At 31.2% G+C, this 20,974-nt stretch carries 6 protein-coding genes; all 6 read left to right on the top strand.

The genetic code is table 11. The annotated features are described in order from the left end of the window. Window positions 1-71: 71 nt before the first annotated feature. The 6 genes from KQI42_RS03080 (at window position 72) to KQI42_RS03055 (ending at window position 20,906) form a co-directional block, all read left to right on the top strand. The gene (locus KQI42_RS03080; protein ID WP_216516636.1) at window positions 72-1,778 is read left to right on the top strand and encodes an S-layer homology domain-containing protein; all 1,707 of its coding nucleotides are present in this window, start codon (window positions 72-74) and stop codon (window positions 1,776-1,778) included. A 21-nt stretch (window positions 1,779-1,799) separates the two neighbouring features. Next, window positions 1,800-4,415 carry a leucine-rich repeat domain-containing protein gene (locus KQI42_RS03075; RefSeq protein WP_216516635.1) on the top strand — a complete coding sequence of 872 codons (2,616 nt, stop codon included), beginning with the start codon at window positions 1,800-1,802 and terminating at the stop codon, window positions 4,413-4,415. Between the two features lie 14 nt (window positions 4,416-4,429). After that, entirely contained in the window at window positions 4,430-8,212 is a 3,783-nt protein-coding gene (locus tag KQI42_RS03070; protein WP_216516633.1) for a S8 family serine peptidase, read from the top strand. A 381-nt stretch (window positions 8,213-8,593) separates the two neighbouring features. After that, complete coding sequence (locus KQI42_RS03065) at window positions 8,594-15,067, top strand: S8 family serine peptidase (RefSeq protein ID WP_216516630.1); 6,474 nt, start codon at window positions 8,594-8,596, stop codon at window positions 15,065-15,067. A 123-nt stretch (window positions 15,068-15,190) separates the two neighbouring features. Further along, window positions 15,191-16,513: an S-layer homology domain-containing protein gene (locus KQI42_RS03060; protein WP_216516629.1), complete on the top strand. Its 1,323-nt coding sequence runs from the start codon at window positions 15,191-15,193 to the stop codon at window positions 16,511-16,513. A 25-nt stretch (window positions 16,514-16,538) separates the two neighbouring features. Beyond that, window positions 16,539-20,906 carry a S8 family serine peptidase gene (locus KQI42_RS03055; RefSeq protein WP_216516626.1) on the top strand — a complete coding sequence of 1,456 codons (4,368 nt, stop codon included), beginning with the start codon at window positions 16,539-16,541 and terminating at the stop codon, window positions 20,904-20,906. Window positions 20,907-20,974: the final 68 nt, after the last annotated feature.

The raw sequence follows: 20,974 nt of genomic DNA, 5'->3' as shown, positions 1-20,974 counted from the left end.
GATGGATATTTTTCCATCAGGTTTTATTTGTGCTAAATTATTAAAACTACTAAGAAGGAGTGAAAAGAATAATGAAAGAAGTAAAAAAAGTATCATTTGTACTACTAGTTACAATATTAATATTTAGTACTAATATTTTTGCCTTTGCTAATGGACTAGATTATTCAAAGCATTGGGCTAAAGACGATATTTCTTTATTAATGGAAAAAAATATTATTTCAGGCTATGATAATGGTGATTTTAAACCCAATAATCCAATTAAAAGGGCAGAGTTAATTAAAATTATAAACAATGTTTTTGGATATATAGAAAAAGAAATAATTGATTTTAATGATGTAAGTGAAAAAGATTGGTTTTATGAGGATATACAAAAAGGTGTAAAAGTTGGATATATAGAAGGATATTCTAATGGAGCAATGAAACCTAATTCTAATGTTACAAGAGAAGAAGCAGCTAAGATAATATCAAAAGCCTATGAACTAAAAGCTAAGAAAAGTAAATCCACTTTAGGATTTAAGGATGAAGATAAAATTAGTAGTTGGGCAGAAGAATATATAGCGGCTTTAAAAGAATTTGGATATATTTCTGGGTATGATAATGGAAAATTTGAACCTAAAAAGAATATTACTAGGGCTGAAATCGTTAAGATTATCTGTTCTATAAGCAAGGACATATTGAATAAAGAAGGTACTTATAGTAAAGATATAGATGGAAATTTAATTGTTAATAGCAAAGATGTATTTTTAAAAGATATGACCATATCTGGTGATCTATATTTAACAGAAGGTATAGGAATTGGAGATATTAACTTAGAGAATATAACAATTAAAGGAACTTTGAGAATAAAAGGGAATGGGCAAAATAGAGTAAAAATAAAAGATTCTGAAATAAATAGCCTTATTTTAAATAGTGGCAAAGTAGAACTAGAAGGAAATGTAAAAATAGAAAATTTAGAAACAGAAGGCATAGGTGAATTAAAGGCAGAAGAAAAAGTACTGATAAAGAAAGTAAAGATAAAAGAAAAAGGTTTTATAGTAGAGGTTAAAGGTACTATTGAAAGTTTAATAGTTTTAGAGGAAACAAAGATAAATGGTGAATTATTAAATAAAGGTATGGAAACGAAAGTAGATAAAGGAAAACTTTTAAATAAAGATATTAAAAAAGAAGAAGAGAAAAAGGAAGTAAAAGAAGATACATCAAGGGAAAGAGAAGATAAAGATAATAAAGATGTAACTAAAAGTAAAGATAATTTTTTAACTTATCTAGCTATTGGAAATGAAGAGATTGATATTAAAAAAGCCGAAACTATTGAAGGGGTTACGGTAAACATAGAAAGAGATAGGGTTCTAGAGATTATAGAGACTAGGACTAGGGATAGTAGAGCAAGAGTAGCTATAAAGCTCAATGATAAAGAAGTAACAAATAATGATATAAAAATAAAAGTTGGAGATACAATAAAAATATTAGTAGTTGCAGAAAATGGAGATATAAGAACTTATACTGTTAAGTTTGAGATGATAAGAGATTTAGTTTATATAGATAAAGAAGGTAACTATATAACCATAGTAGTTCTACCTCAAGAATATAAGAAGCTAAATGCGTTGCCTTTTGTAATCTATGATTGGGAAGGGAATATAGCTTATATAGGTGAGTTAAATAGAAAAGACGAAGAAACATTTTCTTTAACTTTTGATTTTGAAGGTAATATTTCTGGAGAATATAAAGCAAGAATTAATGTAGGAACAGATAAGACAATAGAACAAGAATTTCAATATTAATGATAATTAAGAGGTGAAAAAATGAAAACTAGAATTAATAGAGCCATCTTATCAAGAGAATGTTTAGCTTTAATATTATCAATTTCTTTTATATTAGCTAATATGGTACCTGTTTTTGGAGAAACCGTAGATGAGCAAATAAAAATAGAATTATCTAGTGAACAAAAAGAAGCAACGACAAAGAATATCCAAAAGATTCAATTTATAGGAACCAACCAATGGGAGGATGATAGATTATTTAACTTAGTATTGGCTTTAGTAGACTATAAAGGTCATATAATAAGCTTTGTTAGTGAGGAAGAGTTCATAAAAGGAAAAGATGATTCTAATCTAACCGTCTATACTAAAATTTTACCTGAAGGCTATAAACTTAAAGTTTTTGCTTTGGACGATTTAACAAGCAGGAACTTAATATCCAATGTAGTTGAGATACCTATTGTAGACGGACATATAGTTGAAGAAATAGCTTCTATAGAACCGTTAGATGTAGAAATATCTCAATGGTCAGACTATGAATTACCTAAAGAAATAGAAGCAAAGATGAATACTGGAGTAACAAAAAATATTCCAGTAAAATGGGACATTGATAAAGTAGATACTTTCAAAGCAGGAGAATTTATTATTGAAGGACAAGTAGATGGTTATAAGGGGGAAAAGGTAGTCTTAGAATTATCTATAATTGGTGTAGAAAAAATTATAGATATTGAGGATATAAGTATTACCATTGACCAAGGAGATGAATTCCTTCTTCCTAGTCATATAGAAGCAAAGATGAGTACAGGAAAAAAGAAAGAAGTACCCGTTATATGGGATGGAGAAGAAATTAATACTGAAGAAATAGGAGAATTTACCTTTGAAGGAACTGTGGAAGGTTATGAGAAAAAAGTTATTCTGACCCTAATAATAAATGAATTTAACATAGAAGATATAGTAGTTTTTGAAAATGAAGAATTGGAATACATTATTAGAGACGAATCTGAAATTGAAAGTGAAGATATTACTAAGGGGGATTTATTGGAGGTAACTAGTCTCTATCTTCCTTGGGCACTATATGGGGACTTAAATATTGAAGATTTAAAATATTTAAAGAATCTACAGACTTTAGATTTAAGTTTTTATGAAACAGATTTTGATTTAAGTTCTTTAAGCAAGTTGAAGAAGTTAGAAGAGTTAAACTTATTTGGAAATAAAATATCTGATTTAAGAGGACTAGAAGGACTTATTAATTTGAGAAGTTTAGACTTGGCTAATAATAATATTTCCGATTTAACTCCTTTAAGAAACCTAACTAATTTAACAAAGTTAAGACTAAATGATAATGGTTCCATTACAGATATTAAGGCTTTAGCCAACTTAGTTAACTTAACAGAACTTTCATTACCTAAAGATAGTATAAAGGATTATACTCCTACAGCGAAATATTATGAAAGTTTAAATAACCCTGAATTTACCTTTGAGTTATTAGAAGCAGATGAAGAAGGAGTAATTACTTTAAATGCTAGTATTGGGGACAAGTTTAATTTACCTTATGGAATTAAGTTACACGATGGAACTATTGAATATGTAAATTGGGATAAAGAAGAAATTATAATTACTAAGAACGAGTCTATAAAAGTAGAAGGTCAAGTAGTAGATTCTGACCAATGTGTATATGTTGAATTGGTAGTTGGAGACATAAATGATAATACAATAATAGAATTTCCTGATAAGAATTTAGAAAAAGCTGTTAGACAAGCTATTGATAAATATAAAGGAGATATCTATTATAAAGATGTAAAAAATCTTAAAAAACTAGAAACTTTAGGGCTTCAAGTAAAGGATTTGACAGGCATAGAAAACCTTAGTGGTCTAGAAGAACTCTGGTTATGGGGAAATATGATAGGGAATTCCCAATTATTCCATATTAAGAAATTGACCAATTTAGTTAGATTGGATTTATCCATGACTGGTTTAACTTATATACCAGATTATGCTTTTAATGGTTTAGATAGGTTAGAAGAGCTATATTTAAATGAGAATATGATTAATGAAATTGAAAAAGATGCTTTTTATGGATTAAATAATTTAATTCATCTAGATATGGATGAAAACTATATATCTAATATTGAGGCTATAAGAAATCTACCAAATTTGAAAGAGCTATATATGAGATATAACGACATAAGGGATATAAGCCCTGTTGAAGATTTAAAAAATTTAACTTTGCTTTGGGCATCTAATAATAAAATAGAGGATGTAAGTCCACTATCAGATTTAATGGAACTAAATTGGATTAGGATAGCAGATAACAATATTAAGGATATATCTTCATTATCCTCATTATCAAAGGTAACTAAATTATCTATAGAAAATAATGAGGTTAAATCTTTAAATGGAATAGAGAGTATGAAAGATATTGATTGGCTAGAAGCTCAAAATAATCAAATAGAAAACATTGATCCTATTAGTGATAAAACTGAATTGACCTTATTAAATTTAGCTAACAACAAGATAACAAATATTGAAGCATTAAAAAATACTATAAAATTGACTCAACTTTATTTAAAAGGAAACCATATAACAGATTTTAGTCCAATACAAGATTATTATAGTAATTTGAAAGTAAAAGACTTTGAATTAATTGTTCCAGAGAATTAATAGGGGGGATATAATTGTTTAATTTTAAAAGTAGAAAAAGTACCAGTCTTATATTAGCTTTATTTATGGTGTTGAACCTATTAGTAGTTAATCCAATGTTCAATATATCTTATGGAGATAAAACTAACATAGATATGGAATCTATTAGAGATTCTTTTAGGGAGACCTTAGAAGATAGCAAAGCAGAAGAAAGTATAGTAATAGAAGAACTTGAGCCTGAATTTGATGAAGAAGAGATAGTTACTTTTATAATAGAATTAGATGAAAAATCAGTAAAAGATTTTGCTGAAGGAAAGTCTTTAGATACAGTAGCTAAGGATAAAACTATAGTGGAGAAGGTTTTAAATTTACAAATACCTTATAAAGAAGAGATTAAAAAAATTAATGATAAAGCAGAATTTAATAATGAATATACTTTATTGTTTAACGGTTTTAGTGTTGAAACGAAATATGGAGATAAGAAAAAGATAGAAAAGATTAATGGAATAAGAAGTGTTACAGTATCTAAAACTTATTATAGAGATGTTAAAAATGCTGTGGATTTAACGGGAGTGGCAGAGATATGGGAAGAATTAGGTTATGATGGAAGAGGAAAAATAGTGGCAGTTCTTGATTCAGGCATTGATCATAATCATAAAGATATGGTTATATCTGAAGGAGTTGAAGTAAAATTATCTGAGGAAAAAGTTAAAGAAATAATGGACAATCAAAGTGACAAAAGGGGAAAATATTTTACAGAGAAAGTCCCTTTCGGTTATAATTATGCAGATAGAAATCTAGAAATAATAGATACAGTAGTTGATGATCCAGGCTATGCTCATGGTATGCATGTATCAGGTATTATAGGAGGCAATTGTCAAAGTGAAGATGAAATAAATAATCATAATGGTGTTAAAGGAATAGCGCCAGAAGTTCAGATATTAGCTATGAAGATATTTTCTAATAATGCAAGGAAAGAAGGGGCTTCTGAAGCAAATATCATAAATGCTATAGAAGATGCAGTGACTTATGGTGCTGATGTAATCAATATGAGTTTTTGTTCTACGGCAGGATTCCAAGACCCTAAAGATGGACAGCAAATAGCTATACAAGGGGCTATGGATCAAGGAATTATAGTAGTATCAGCTGCAGGCAATGTTACTTACTCTACCTATCCTAAAAAATATGCGAGTGTTGTAGATACTGGAGTAATAGGTGCACCTGGAATAGCTCAAGGAACTATTCAAGTAGCTTCCTTTGAAAATAATATAAGAACAGCCTATGGATTAACAGCTAAAGCTGGAGATAGGGAAGAAATAATTGGTTATGTAAAATCAGACTTTGATCCATTGGTGTTGAAAGATGAATATAAATTAGTAGACTGTGGATTAGGTAGAATAGATGAGGAAAATGAGATCAATGATTTTGAAGGTAAAGATTTAGAAGGAAAAATTGCTCTAGTAAAAAGAGGAGAAACAGAGTTTAAAGATAAGAAGCTGAATGCACAAGAAAAGGGAGCTGTAGGAGTTATCATATATAATGAAGATGATAATAATGAATATTTAGACAATATATCTACAGATCCAAAGGTAAAAATTCCAACTATATTTATAACAAACTTCGATGGGTTAAAATTAAAAAATATGTTATCAGAAGAAGTAAGAATATCTTTTAATGGAGAATTAATAGATGTGGAAAATAGCAATAAAGGTGATATGTCGAGCTTTTCATCCTGGGGTCCTACACCAAACTTTCAATTAAAGCCAGATATTACATCTGTAGGTGGGACTGTTTGGTCTACAGTTAATCATAATGGATATAAGAGTATGTCTGGTACATCAATGGCAACTCCTCATGTATCGGGTATGATGATTTTGATGTTAGATCATTTGGATAAAATGGATATAGAGTTTAATCAACCAAAAGAAAAAGTAGAATATGGGAAAACATTAATAATGAATACAGCAGAAGTAAAGATTGATGAAAAATCTGGTGTGCCTTATTCTCCAAGAAGACAAGGAGCAGGATTTGCTAATGTTCAAGTAGCTTTAGAAAATAAAGTAGTATTAACATACAATGGTGAACCATCAATTTCTTTAAAGGAAATTGGTAGGGAAACGGATATACCCCTTACTTTGTTCAACGGTGGAGATAAGCCTATTACCTATACAGTAGATATAATAGGTGGAGTATTAACAGAACAAGACAATACTATAGATACAATGTCTTATGATGTAAAATTAGAGGGTGCAGATTTAACTTTTGATAAAAATGAAGTAATTGTAGAACCAGGAAACACTGCGACTATAAACAGTAAATTAACTATTGGACAAGATGTATCCCAAAATCGGTTTGTAGAAGGATTTATTAGGTTTACTCCTAGGGAAAGTGATGTTCCGACTATTGGAATACCTTTTATGGGATTCTATGGAGATTGGGATGAATTAAAGATTATAGATGAACTAGCTTCCAAGGAGGATTCTATTTATAAAGAAACTTCTTTATTTACTACAAGAAAAGTAAATAGTCTCACACAATTATATCCATTGGGTGGAAAGGATATGAACCCAGAGTTATTTGCAATAAATCCTGATGATACAAATGCTTATAACAATGTATTGCCTAAGTTTTCTCTTCTTCGTAATGCTAAACAATTAATAATAGATGTAACCAATGAAGAAGGAGAAGTTATAAAAGTATTGGAAGATAGAGAAAAGTTGAGAAAAGAGGTAGTTATTGAACAACAAATACCTGCTAAAGTTAATTTTCAATGGAATTGGAATGGTCAAGCTTATGACAGAAATCAAGGAATATACAAGACTCTAGGCGAAGGACAGTATTATATAAATATAAGAGCAAAAGTAGATTATGAAAATGCTAAGGAACAGGTAACTACATTACCATTAAAGATTGATAAAACTCTACCTGAAGTTAAGGCATCTTTATGTTTGGCAAATTCTAATGAATGTACTCTAGAGATGGAAGCAGAAGATAAAGGTGAAGTAAATACTGGCATAGAACATTTCTTGTTTTTGATAAATGGGAAAAAATATGAAGATGAAAACGGAAATAAGATATTTACTTTAGAAAAAAGTGAAGATGGAAAATATAGAATGAAGCTAAATCTTCCAGAGAATCTGAAGGAGGAGATATTGACTGTTCATATAGGAGTAACAGATTATGCAGATAATATGGGAATAGGGGAAACTACTGTAATCTATATTCCAAATTCTCAGATTAATGTCAACACAGATAAAATTAAGTATGCTCATGGAGAAGATATAAAGATAGAATATAGGTTATTAGAAGAAAAGATTGTAGATCATTATGAAATCTATTTAAATGATTTAGACAATCCTATAGCTACTACTAAAGAATTATCTCATACTATAACTGGATTATTAGAAGATGGTTTCTATAAAATAATAATCAAGGCTTTAGGTAATGATGGAAATTTAATGGGCATAGGAGCAACGGAAATAGCGGTAGGAGATATGGCAGAACTAGAGGGAAAGTTATTACTTCAACCTTTAACAAAGGATTTCTCTATTAAAAACAGAGAAGAATATGTAGCACAGCTGAAAGCAGCAAATTATTATGAAGAGTCAAAGGACATAACTTTTGTATTATGTTTATATGATGAGAACAATAAATTAGTCAATGCTGTAGCAGCAGAAAAAAATATGGAACCAGGTAAGGTATCTATATTTACTAATTCAATTACAATACCTGATAATGGAGATTATATATTAAAAATGTTTATATGGGATAGTTTCGATACTATGAATAGCTTAATAGATAGTATAAGCAATAAATAATAATTTAAAATTCAGCATGAAAAGAAAAGGTACAATTTAGGTGAAAACCAATTGTACCTTTTTTTATATTTGCCCTATTTTTTTAGAACATCTGTCACCTAAAATAGGAAGTTATTAAATAAAAAATATATATTTATATCAATCTTTGATGAATTATAGATTAAAATTTTGTATAGTTAGTATTTTCTCAAAATTGCTACTTTTTAGGTAATATTTTGCTTTTTCTATGGATACTTTCTTCATCACCGTCATATATATTAACAAATTATACTTCAACATGTATTAAAAGGTGTTATGCCAAGTATATGAAAAGGAGGTTATAAACATTTTATAAGGCAAAATACCTTTTAAAATATAAATGACTAAGGAGTGAAGAAATAAATGACCTTCATGAAAAGAAAAACGAGGAAAGGAATAGCCTTTTTAGTGTTCTTCCTTTTAATTTTGAACTCACTTTCAGTTTTTGCAGAAACAGATAACCTGTTAAAAGGTGCTACCTCTTCTGTAAAAGAGGAAATGCTTAGTGAGGCAATGAATAAGATAGAACCTGAAGTAATGTCTATTCTCTCAGAGAACGACTATGTAGAAGTTATAGTCTACATGAAAGATCAAGTAGATAGTACAAATATAGCACAAACTGCAAAAAATAGATTATCTTCTAGTCTAACTCCATACAAAGAAAAAGTTGAAGTAAGAAAAGTAGTCCTAAATTCTTTGATGGACAAGGCAGAGGAGACTCAAGAAGGTTTGCTGAAATATTTAGATCAAGAAAAAGAAAATGGTAAAGTAGTAGAATATGAATCTTTTCACATTGTAAATGCTGTATATGTAAAAGCTAAAAAGGATGTAATAGAAAATATTTCTTATATGAGTGAAGTAGATAAAGTATTTTTAAATAAATTCACAGAAATAGATAAACCTGAAATTACAAAGAATAGTACACAAGCTAATGCTAACGGAGTAGAATGGAACATAGAAAAAATTCAAGCAGATGCTGTTTGGGATCTAGGCATAGATGGGACAGGAGTCGTTGTAGGTTTAATCGATACAGGAGCTACTTGGAATCATCCAGCTTTAAAAGAAAAATGGAGAGGATATGACCCAAACAATCCAAATAGTCCAAATTCATCAGGAAACTGGTTTGACCCTATGAATAGTAAGACTATGCCTTATGATGAATCAAGTGTACCACATGGTAGCCATGTTCTAGGGACTATACTTGGTCAAGAGCCAGATGGAAAGAATAAAATAGGAGCAGCACCTGGGGCAAAATGGATAGCTGCTAAGGCCTTTGATGCAAGCGGAGGTAGAGATAATCATATATTAGCTGCAGCTCAATGGATGCTTGCACCTAATGGAGATCCTTCTTTAGCACCAGACATAGTGAATAATTCTTGGGGAGGACAGCCAGGAAAGGACGAATGGTTTAGAGATATGGTAAAAGCTTGGAGAGCTGCCGGTATATTACCAGTATTCTCAGCTGGAAATCAAAGATTTGGAGAACCGCCAGCACCACCAAGGTCAATAAGTCCACCGTCAAATTATCCTGAAAGTTTTGCTGTAGGAGCAGTAGATATAAATAATCAAAGACCTGATTTTTCTAGAAGAGGACCAAGTCCTTACGATCAAATTAAGCCAGATATAGCAGCTCCAGGAGTAAATATTCGTTCATCAGTTCCTGGAGGATATGAAGGAGGATGGAATGGAACTAGTATGGCATCCCCTGCCGTGTCAGGAGTAGCAGCCCTTATTTTATCTGCCAACAATTCTTTAACGATAGATGAGTTAGAACAAATAATGATTGATACAGCAATACCTTTAGATGATAAGGATGATCCAGGTTTTCCAAACAATGGATACGGTCATGGTCTAGTAAATGCTTTTGAGGCTGTTACCTCTGTGGCGCAAGGAACAGGTACTATTTCAGGTAAAGTTTTAGTAAGTGGAGAAGACATAGAAGATCCTATAATAGAACATGAACAACAAATACATGAAACATATTTAGGATCAGACTTAGAGATAGAAGCTGATATTTCTGATGATGTTTCTATATTAGAAGCAGAATTATTAGTAAAAGTATTAGGAAAATCTTATTGGATATCAATACCTATGGAAAGAACTTCTGGTGACCATAAGAATGGTACTTATAAGGCAGCTATTGGTTACGACGTTGTGGAAGAACCAGGATTTGTATATAAGATAAAAGCAAGAGATTATGACGGTAATATAGTTACTACTGAAGAATATAAAGTAGAAGTAAAATTTGGTGTTATTCCAGATGAATATGAAACAGACTTTGAAACTTATCCTGTAGGCTGGATACTAGATGAAGACTGGCAATGGGGAGAACCAGCAGAAGGTGTTGGTCCAAGACCATATAGTGGAACAAAACTTATTGGAACCAATCTTCAAGGTAAATATTCAAATAATTCAAACAGTATTCTTGTTACTCCACCTATAGATTTAAGAGATACTAATTTACCTTTTGCTCAACTAAAAGTTCACCATTGGTATCAGCTGGAAAGGAATTATGACAAAGGACAGATATATATAACTAATGACTTTGGAGCAAGTTGGACACCTGTAGGACCAGTATATACTGGTGTGGACAATCCAAGTTGGAAAGAGATAATGGTTGATTTATCTGAGTATATAGGATCACCAACTCCTATATTTGTGGCATTTAGGATGACTAGTGATAGTTCTGGAAACTATGATGGCTGGTATATTAATGATATGAAAGTTATTGCAACAGATAACGAACCTCCAAGTGTACCAACTAATCTAAAAGCAAATGTTAGTTTCAATACAGTACTAATTAAATGGGATGAGTCAATAGATGGAGATTTAGCAGGATATAAGGTATATCGTTCAAACAGTTTGGAAGAAGAATTTACATTATTAGGTGAAGTTACAAGTCCATCTTTTGGAGATAGAAACATTGAACCAGGTAATACTTATTATTATAAAGTTTCATCTTATGATTTAGCAGGAAATGAAAGTGAATTATCTTCACCGTTAAAAGTAGAAGTAGGAAGTTTAGAAGATTTTATATTTGCAGCAGATTTTGAAGCAGATAATGGAGGATTCGTAGTTGGAGGTAGAAATAACACTTGGGATTGGGGTGTACCTACAGCAGGACCAAGTTCAGGATTTATAGGAAGTAAAGTATGGGCAACCAACCTTTCTGGTCAATATAGCAGTAATAGTGAATGTTTCATAGAGTCACCTGAAATCCGGTTGCCAAATGATGTAAACTCAGTATTATCCATTGGACATTGGTATGAAATCGAAAACAGATATGATAAGGGTCAAATTCAAATAGCTAAGAAAGTAGGAGACGACTGGTCTAGTTGGGTAAATATCACTCCAGGAGAGAATATAACAGGAGAAGAAAGACAATGGGCTAATTTAAGTGTACCTTTAAGTCAGTATAAAGGAGAAACTATAAAAATTAGATTTATGCTTATGTCAGACAGCTCTGTAAATAAATTAGGATGGTATATAGATTATGTAATAATTAATAAAGAAATAGGCGAAAGTTCTATAGCTATACATGATAATAAAAAGATATCTCATGAATCAGCTATGCCTAAAAAAGAAATGGAAGAAAAACCTATAGTTCTGGATATTAAGTCTTATAATCTAGGTAATACAAAGTATGAAAAAATAGAAAATAATGTAGACTTCTTATCACAAGTAACGACAGGAATTCCTATAGATGCTGTAATCACTGTTGTTGAAACAGGAAGAAGTGTAAGAACAAATCCAGCCGATGGAAGATTTAAACTTAAACATGCAGCAAATGAGGAAGGGGAACAATGGACATTAAGAGCAGAATCCTATGGTTATTATCCAAAGGAAGTTAAAGTTCATTTAGGAGAAGGAGAAGCTGTAAGGAAGAATATAATATTAGAAGAGATGCCAAAGGGTATTTTAGTAGGAAAAGTAGTAGATAGATATTCAAAAGATCCTGCTGCTAATGCTGTAATTCGTGTAAAAGAAGATCCAAAGATAGCTCCTGTAGTAGCAGATGAAGAAGGTAACTTCACAATAGAAGATATTCTTGAAGGAGAATATACATTAAAAGTAACGGCTGATGGATTTGAAGCAGGTGAAGTAAAAGTAGTAATTGTAGGAAACCAAACTAACGAAATAGAAGTACCTCTAAAGAGATTTATTGGATATGAAGAAGAAATAGTTTATGATGATGGAACTGGAGAAAATGCATTAGTGCTAAATACAGCAGGTAGTGGTTTGGCAATAAGAGTAACTCCATCTGAATATGGAAAAGTAAAAGGAGCCAACATCTATTTCTGGGATAATTCATGGCCAACACCAGGAGGAACCGAAATAGGTATTACTATATTTGATACTGATGAAAATGGTAATCCAGTTAAGTTGGATGTGGAACCTAAAATGATAGATATAGAAAGAGGTAAGTGGAACTATATAGACTTATCAGAATTTGGTTTTATAACCGATAGAGATTTCTTTATAGCAACATCACAGACAAAAGCAGGAACTTCATCTCCAGGAGTAGGTATAGATGAATCTAGTCCACATGGTGATAGATCTTATCTATATGCAGGAGATCAGTTTAAACGTATAGCAGATGAAGATGTAAAAGGTGGATTAATGATGAGAGCGGTAATGGAATACTCTATTGATACACCACAAATAACTAATTTAGAAGACATTACTTATACAAACCAAGATAAGATATCAATAGAAGGAAAAGTTACTGCAGATGGTAAAGTAAATATATATGTAAATGGAACAAAGGTGGATGAAGTAACTACAGAAAATAAATTATTTAAAAAAGAAATAGAACTAGTAGAAGATGAAAGTATAATAACAGTTACATCAGAAATGGAAGGAAGAGAAACAGAACCGTCACAAGAGAAGAAAGTAATAAAAGATAAGATAGCACCAGAATTAAATATTATATCTCCAACAGAGGGAATGGTAATAAATCAAGAAGTAGTTCATATTACTGGAACAGTAATTGATGAACATTTAGAAAAAGTAGAGATAAATGGAGATCCAGTAAAAGTTGAGGAAGACGGAAGTTTTGATGAAAGAAAAATAGTAAATCAAGGTGAAAATTTATTTAAGATAGCGGCTTATGACTTAGCAGGAAATATCCAAGAAGTTGAAAGAAAAGTTATTGTAAAATTAGATGGACCAGTTATAACAGATTTAGAGCCAAGTGAAGATGTTACATTAAAATCAGGAGAAGAATTACAAGTAAGTTTTAGAAGTGAATCAGCTGGAAAAGCTTACTTTAGAATTATTCTTTCAAACAATATAGATTCAAACCATGCAGGAATAGAAATGGAAGAAGTAGAAGCAGGATATTATGTAGGTACATGGAAAGCACCACAAGGATTTGCTGTTAAAGATGCAGTTATAGAAGCTGAATTTACAGATGAAGCAGGAAATAGAGTAACAGCAGTAGCAGACGGAAAACTTACAGTAATTTATGAAAACCCAGTAGACCCAGTAGATCCAGTAGATCCGGTAGATCCAGTAGACCCAGTAGATCCAGTAGATCCAGTAGACCCAGTAGATCCAGTAGATCCGGTAGATCCAGTAGATCCAGTAGACCCGGTAGACCCAGTAGACCCAGTAGATCCAGTAGACCCAGTAGATCCGGTAGATCCAGTAGATCCGGTAGACCCAGTAGACCCGGTAGACCCAGTAGACCCGGTAGACCCAGTAGATCCAGTAGATCCAGTAGATCCAGTAGATCCGGTAGATCCAGTAGACCCAGTAGACCCAGTAGATCCGGTAGATCCTAAACCAGAACCTAAACCAGAACCAAAGCCAAAGCCAGAAACTCCAAGCAGTAGTGGAGGAAGTAGTGGAGGAGGTAGAAGCTACTATTCATCAGTAACTGTAAAAGATACTCCTAAAGTTCAGCAGACTACAACTTCCACAATTAGCGGGCAAGTATCAACTTTGGCAAATACTTTAAAGGATAAGTCAGGCAATATAGAATTAATATTTGCTGAAGGTACATTTAATAAAACATCAAATATAAAAGTAAATGTATTAGAAAAAGATAAAATAGTGGAAGAAAAAGGTAAACTAAATAGAATATCAGAAGCTTATGATATAGTTTCTAGTGTATCAGAAATGAAGAAGCCAGTTAATCTTAGAATAAAATATGATAAAGAAAAATTAAATCTACCAGATGAATATTTAGGAATCTATAGATTTAATGAAGATACAAAGACTTGGGACTATGTAGGAGGAAAAATAGATACAGAAAACAATATAATTTCAACAGAAGTAGAGAAAGATGGAAAATATGCAGTAATGGAATTCATAGGAGCCTTTGAAGATATACTAGGACATTGGGCAGAAAAAGAAATAAGGGTAATGGCAGCTAAGGGAATAGTAAATGGAGAGAATGGAGTATATAATCCAGAAGGAAAGATGACATGGGCAGAGTTTATTAAGACTATAGTATGTATGCTGGATTTAGACTCAGAATCAATGGAATCAGAAGGTGAATGGTATATTCCATATGTAACAATAGCTATAAAAGAAAATCTAATAGAGTTAAAAGAAGGATTCGACTATAATGAGGCAATAACAAGAGAAGATATGGCAGAAATAATTGGAAAGGCAATTAAGTATAAAGATAAGTTAGATTTAGATATTAAAGAAATTACAGTTGGTGATTATTATGAAATAAGAGAAGGGGCTAGGGAAGGAGTAGCTATAGTAGCTCAATATGAAATAATGAAAGGAAGAGCAGATTCTAAGTTTTCACCAAAAGCTACTGCCACAAGAGCTGAAACAGCTGCAGTTTTATATAGACTATTTAATGTTTTAAATAAATAGGATTCACGAGTAAAAACTATAAGGTTTTATAATCTTATAGTTTTTACTTTATTTATTTAAACCAGTAATATTTTTGGGACAAAGAGTATATATTTCTATAAGGATAAAAAAAGGAGGATGAATATGAGAAAAGCTAAAAGGATACGAGTAATTACTATGGTATTACTACTAGTATTATTTAGTAGTACAACCATCTCTTTTGCTTCAAGTGATATAGGAAATCACTGGGCGAAGGAAGACATTGAATATTTACTTAAAAAAGACATTATATCAGGATATAGTGATGACAGTTTTAAACCCGATAAAGAAGTTAGTAGGGCTGAGTTTATAAAAATGATTAACAATGTTTTTGGGTTTACTAAGACTGTTAATCTATCCTTTACAGATGTAAAAGAAACAGATTGGTTTTACAAAGAAATAAAAAAAGGAGTAGCAGCAGGATATATTGAAGGCTATGAAGATGGAACTATTAGACCAAATAATAAAATCAATAGAGAAGAAGCAAGTAAGATTATAGCCACCGTATTTAAGCTAGAGAATAGTAATGAAGATTCTTATAAAAAATTTAAAGATAGCAATCAAATATCTTCTTGGGCTAGGGCATATGTAAGTTTAATGTTAGATAAAGGTTACATAAAAGGATATAGTGATAATACTTTTGGACCAAAGAAAAATATTACTAGAGCAGAAGTTGCTCATATTATAAGAAATGCCAGTGGTGAAATATTAAATGAGTCTAAAGAATATAGTTTAGGAGAAGTAAAAGGGAATGTCATAATCAATAAATCTAATGTGACTTTAAATGGGACAACCATAGAGGGAAATCTATATTTAACAGAGGGAATAGGAACAGGAGATATTTTATTAGAAGGAGTAAATGTAAAAGGAACTATCTATATTGAAGGAACAGGTAAAAATAAAATAACTTTATCCAAATCAAAGGTTAATAGAATCATAGCTAATAATGCTGATGCAATAGTAGGTAAGGATTCAAAGGTAGAAAAGCTAATAATTAATGGGAAAGAAGTTGTGGAAACAGCTAAAGGCAAAGAAAATACTATAACAACACCTAGTACCTCAAGTGGTGGTAGTAGTGGTACCAGCAGCAGTGGAGGTGGCGGAGGTTCAAAAGAGCCAGAAGGTCCAAAGAATCCTGAAGGACCTAATAAGAAACCTTCTATAGAAGCAGTATTTTACCCATCACCTATTTTAAATAATTTTGGAAGAGTATCTATTAAGACTTTAGAAGAAGTATCAAATGCTTATAAATATGAAGTAAAATTCAAATATTCTAATGGAGTAGATGAAGATGTAGTAGGACCTGTAAATATAGATGATAAAACATCTGAAATTTTCTATAATGGAAGTTTTCCTGTAACAATTAATATTTATGATAACAATGGAGTATTAGTTTACACCTTTAATAATATTGAGTTGGAAAGATAATTTTAAAAAGAAGGGGGATGATTTTTTGAAAAATATTAAAAAAATAACATCAATTATCTTAATATTCGTACTTTTAATGCCAACTTTAGTATTTGGTCAAGAGAATATAGATGAAAATGTAGTAGAATCCAACATGAATAATGAAAATATAGAAGAACTTACCATAGAGGAAACTATTGAACTAAATAAAGTAAAATCTGCTATAAACAGAATTCTGGGTAAGGACAATGAAGACTTGAAATTAGAAATGACAGATCTAGAGGATGCAGAGGTGCGAGTTATCATAGAACTAGAGGAAAGCCCTACTATATTTTATGCTACTGAAAGAGGAATAGAGTATTCTTCATTATCTGAAGAAGAAGTTCTTAGCTTAGAAAATTCACTATTATATAGTCAGAATATAGTAGAAGAAGAAATAAAGGATAAAGGAATAGACTTTGAAATTGATAAAAGATTTACTACTACATTTAATGGATTTAGTGGTGAAGTTAATTTAACGGATATAGAAAGAATAGAAGAAATACCAGAAGTAAAAAAAGTATATATATCTGAAGAGTATGAAAGACCTAAAATAATGCCTGATATGAATAGTAGTAATGATATTGTTAGATCCTACAGTGCTTGGGATATAGGATATAAAGGTGAAGGTATGGTTGTTGCAGTAATAGATTCGGGCATGGATCCTGCACATAAAGACATGATACTTAGTAGTGATACAAAAGTATCACTAGATGAGAGCAAGGTTAACTTATTGAAAAATCAATTAGACCTAAAAGGAAAATATTTTACAGACAAAGTTCCTTATGGATACAATTTTTATGATAAAAACTATGAAATAAAAGATTTAGGTCCCGAAGCATCAGAACATGGTATGCATGTAGCTGGTACAGTGGGAGCCAACGGAGAAGTTAGCGAAGGTGGCATAAAAGGAGTTGCTCCAGAGGCTCAAATATTAGCTATGAAAGTGTTTAGTAATGATCCTATCTATGCTACTACTTTTGATGATGTATATTTGGAAGCTATAGAAGAGGCTATTAAATTAGGGGCTAACGTTTTAAATATGAGTTTGGGCTCTTCTGCTTCCTTTTATGTTGAAAATAGTCCAATAAATATTGCTATAACCAATGCAGTTGAAAATGGAATAGTATGTTCTATTTCATCAGGAAACGCAGGACAAATTACTTATGGATGGAAAAACACTCATTATGGATATCCTCTAAAGGAAAATCCTGATATTGGAGTAGCTGGTAGCCCAGGATTGTCTTATGATTCAATTCAAGTAGCTTCTATAGAGAATACTCATATACAATCACCATATTTAGCCTATGAGTTAGAGGGAGAAAAAAAGGGAATTCGTATAGCTATTACAGGTACCATTATTCCTTCCAATTACTTTTCTGATAAAGTAGAATATGTAAATTGTAATTTTGGAAGAATTGAAGATTTTACTAGCTTAGATTTAGAAGGTAAAATAGCCTTAATCATTCGTGGAGAAATTGGTTTTACAGATAAAATACAGAATGCTCAGGAAGCTGGAGCTACAGGGGTTATTGTATATAATCATGTTGAAGGAGGAGAAGAGCTAGTAAATATGGCATATCCTGAAGATGGAAATATTCCTGCCGTATTTATTGGAAATCAGGGAGGAAAGGCTTTACTAGAATTAGAAAATAAAGAAGTATGTTTTCCTAAAGATCTAATGGCGGTTCCCAATCCAAGTAGTGGAAAAATGGCAGAATCATCATCTTGGGGAACTTCCCCTAGTTTAGAATTAAAACCGGAGATTACAGCTCCAGGAGCTAAGATATATTCAACACTACAGGACAATAAATATGGAACTATGAGCGGAACAAGTATGGCAGCACCTCATGTATCTGGCGGTGCAGCATTGGTTACCCAATATATAAAGCAGAACAAGGATTTAAAAGAAATACCTTTAAATGATCTATTAAACTACGATAATATGGATGGAACTCTTTTATCTTTACCAGGTAGTACTATAATAATAAAGAATAAGGCTTTTGCTATAGGATTATTAGAAAAAGAGAATAGTGTAAAGATAGAGAAAGAAATCGTAAACAGTAGAAAAAACAATATTGATATATATGTAAGATTAAGTACATCGAAAATTGTAGACTTAGATGGAGAAGTTTTAGTAGATTTATCTAAGATACCAAGTCTTGTTACTTATATGGATATTGAAGGAAATGAGACTCTATGCTCTACTTTAGTTACTGAAAACGCCATAGCAGAGCAGACTAAACTTACTAAAATAATACTTATGAATACTTCAGAAATAGTTTTAGATGAATATGGTATTCCTATTTCTCCAAGAAGACAGGGTTCTGGATTGATGAAATTAAACGATGCTTTAAATACACCAGTTATCGTAGTAAATAAAGCTAACAATGAAGCAAAAGTAGAACTTAAAGATTTTGAAAATACTCACTTTACTTTCGATCTTAGAGTAGTAAATACTTTTGATAAAGAACTAACTTATAATATAGAAGTAGATTTACTAGCAGACTATATACATTCACAAGGGACGTCAAGTTTAAATTTACTTACTGCTAGAAGGATGGATGGAAACATAGATGTTGTCGATACTATTACTATACCAGCTAAAGGAGTTAAAGACTTTACTGTTAAAGTAGACTTTTCAGCAGATAATGAAAAATATAGAAATATGTTTGTTGAAGGATTTGTAAGACTTGAAGAAACTACACAGACTTATTCTAATTTAAGCGTTCCTTTTGTTGGATTCTATGGTAAATGGGATGAACCAGAAATTCTAGATGGATTTGAAGGAATTGATGAAATCTCTTACTATGGATATGCAGGCATGATAAATACAAAGACGGAATTTATGAATCCAGAAAAAATCTATATTAGTCCAGGAACTAATAGTGGAAAAATGTTTGGTAATGACACAGTTACTCCAATCTTATCTTTTATGAGAAATGCGGAAGAAGTTAAATATAATATTTTAGATAAAGACAAGAAATTAATAAGGAATTTAAGAACAGAGAAGTTTGTAAAAAAGACGTATATAGATGGTGGAAATCGGCTTCCATATTCTTATATCCCAAATAGGGGATGGGATGGAACGGCTAAAGGTAAAGTAGTAGAAGATGGACTATATTATTATCAAGTTCAATCTAAGATTCATTATAAAGATGCAAGATGGCAGGAAAAAAATATACCAATATATGTTGATACTACTCCACCTGAAATAAATGATTTAGTACTAGATGATGAAACTAATAAGCTATCATGGAGTGTATCAGATAATTTAACAGAAGTAAGTGCTGTTTTAGTCTTCTTAAATAATGAAATTATACATGAAGAATTGGTAAAAGATAAAAAACAATTTGAGATCGACTTATCTGATAAAATCGGTAATTTAGATATGTTCGAAATACAAGTAGCAGCCTTAGATGGAGCTAACAATATTGGAACTAAATTGGTTCATAAAGGTGAAGATAATAATAGACCAAATATTTATTTAGAAAAGCCAGATTTATTAACGTTTTTAAATAACAAGAAAGTTTTATTTAAAGGAGCTATATTTGATACAAAACTAACTCCTACAGTTAAAGTAGATGGAAAAGAAGCAGAAGTATGGTTCTCAAAGAATGTAGTAATAGGGAATCCAAAAGATCCAATAAGAGCCGGAGACGCTTATGAGTTTAGTAAAGTTCTAACATTAGGAGATGGATATCATGAAATAAAAGTAGAAGCCATAACTAACACAGGATCACAAAGCGATCTTATTAGAAGATTTTATATAGATTCTACTCCACCAGAAATAGAAGTAAATGTTTTAGATAGAGAACAAGATTCAGATAAGGCAAATTTAGAAATAACAGTAAGGGATAATTTCCCTATGATCTTACTATATGTTAATGACAGTGAAATCGTAAATGAAGAACTTGATGAAATGAAGAATATTGAGCTAACAAAAAATGTTGAGGTTGATTTAGAAGAGGGAATTAATGATATACCTATAAAGGTAATAGATGCAGGAGGAAATGTTGTTGAAAAGGTTATTACTATAGAAAGAAAAATGGATAAAGAAGAAACTATAGAAGATGTTGAGAATATTCCTATTGAAGAGGAAAGTTTATTAGATTTCACAATCGAAGAATTTGTTTCTGAAGACTTAATACTTCCAGCCGTTGATGACAATGGAAATAAAATAGTTTGGAGATCTGACAATTCAGCTTTAGTTATAGAAGAGATAAGAGATGAGGAAGGAAATATAGTGAGTTACAAAGGTATTATTATAAGACATGAAGAAGATGTAGAAGTGACTTTAGAAGCTTCAGTAGTAATTGATGAAGAGGCATTTGAAACATTATATTATTTAACGGTATTAAAAATAGAAGAATAGTATTATAGAATTAAAGGAGTTATCTCATAATATTTTTAAGATAGCTCCTTTTCTATTTAGTTTAAAGC

The sequence above is a fragment of the Tissierella simiarum genome (assembly GCF_018917865.1).
Taxonomy (GTDB): domain Bacteria; phylum Bacillota; class Clostridia; order Tissierellales; family Tissierellaceae; genus Tissierella_C; species Tissierella_C simiarum.
Note: the sequence above shows the minus strand (reverse complement) of the source record. Positions and strands in the feature narration are given on the sequence as shown.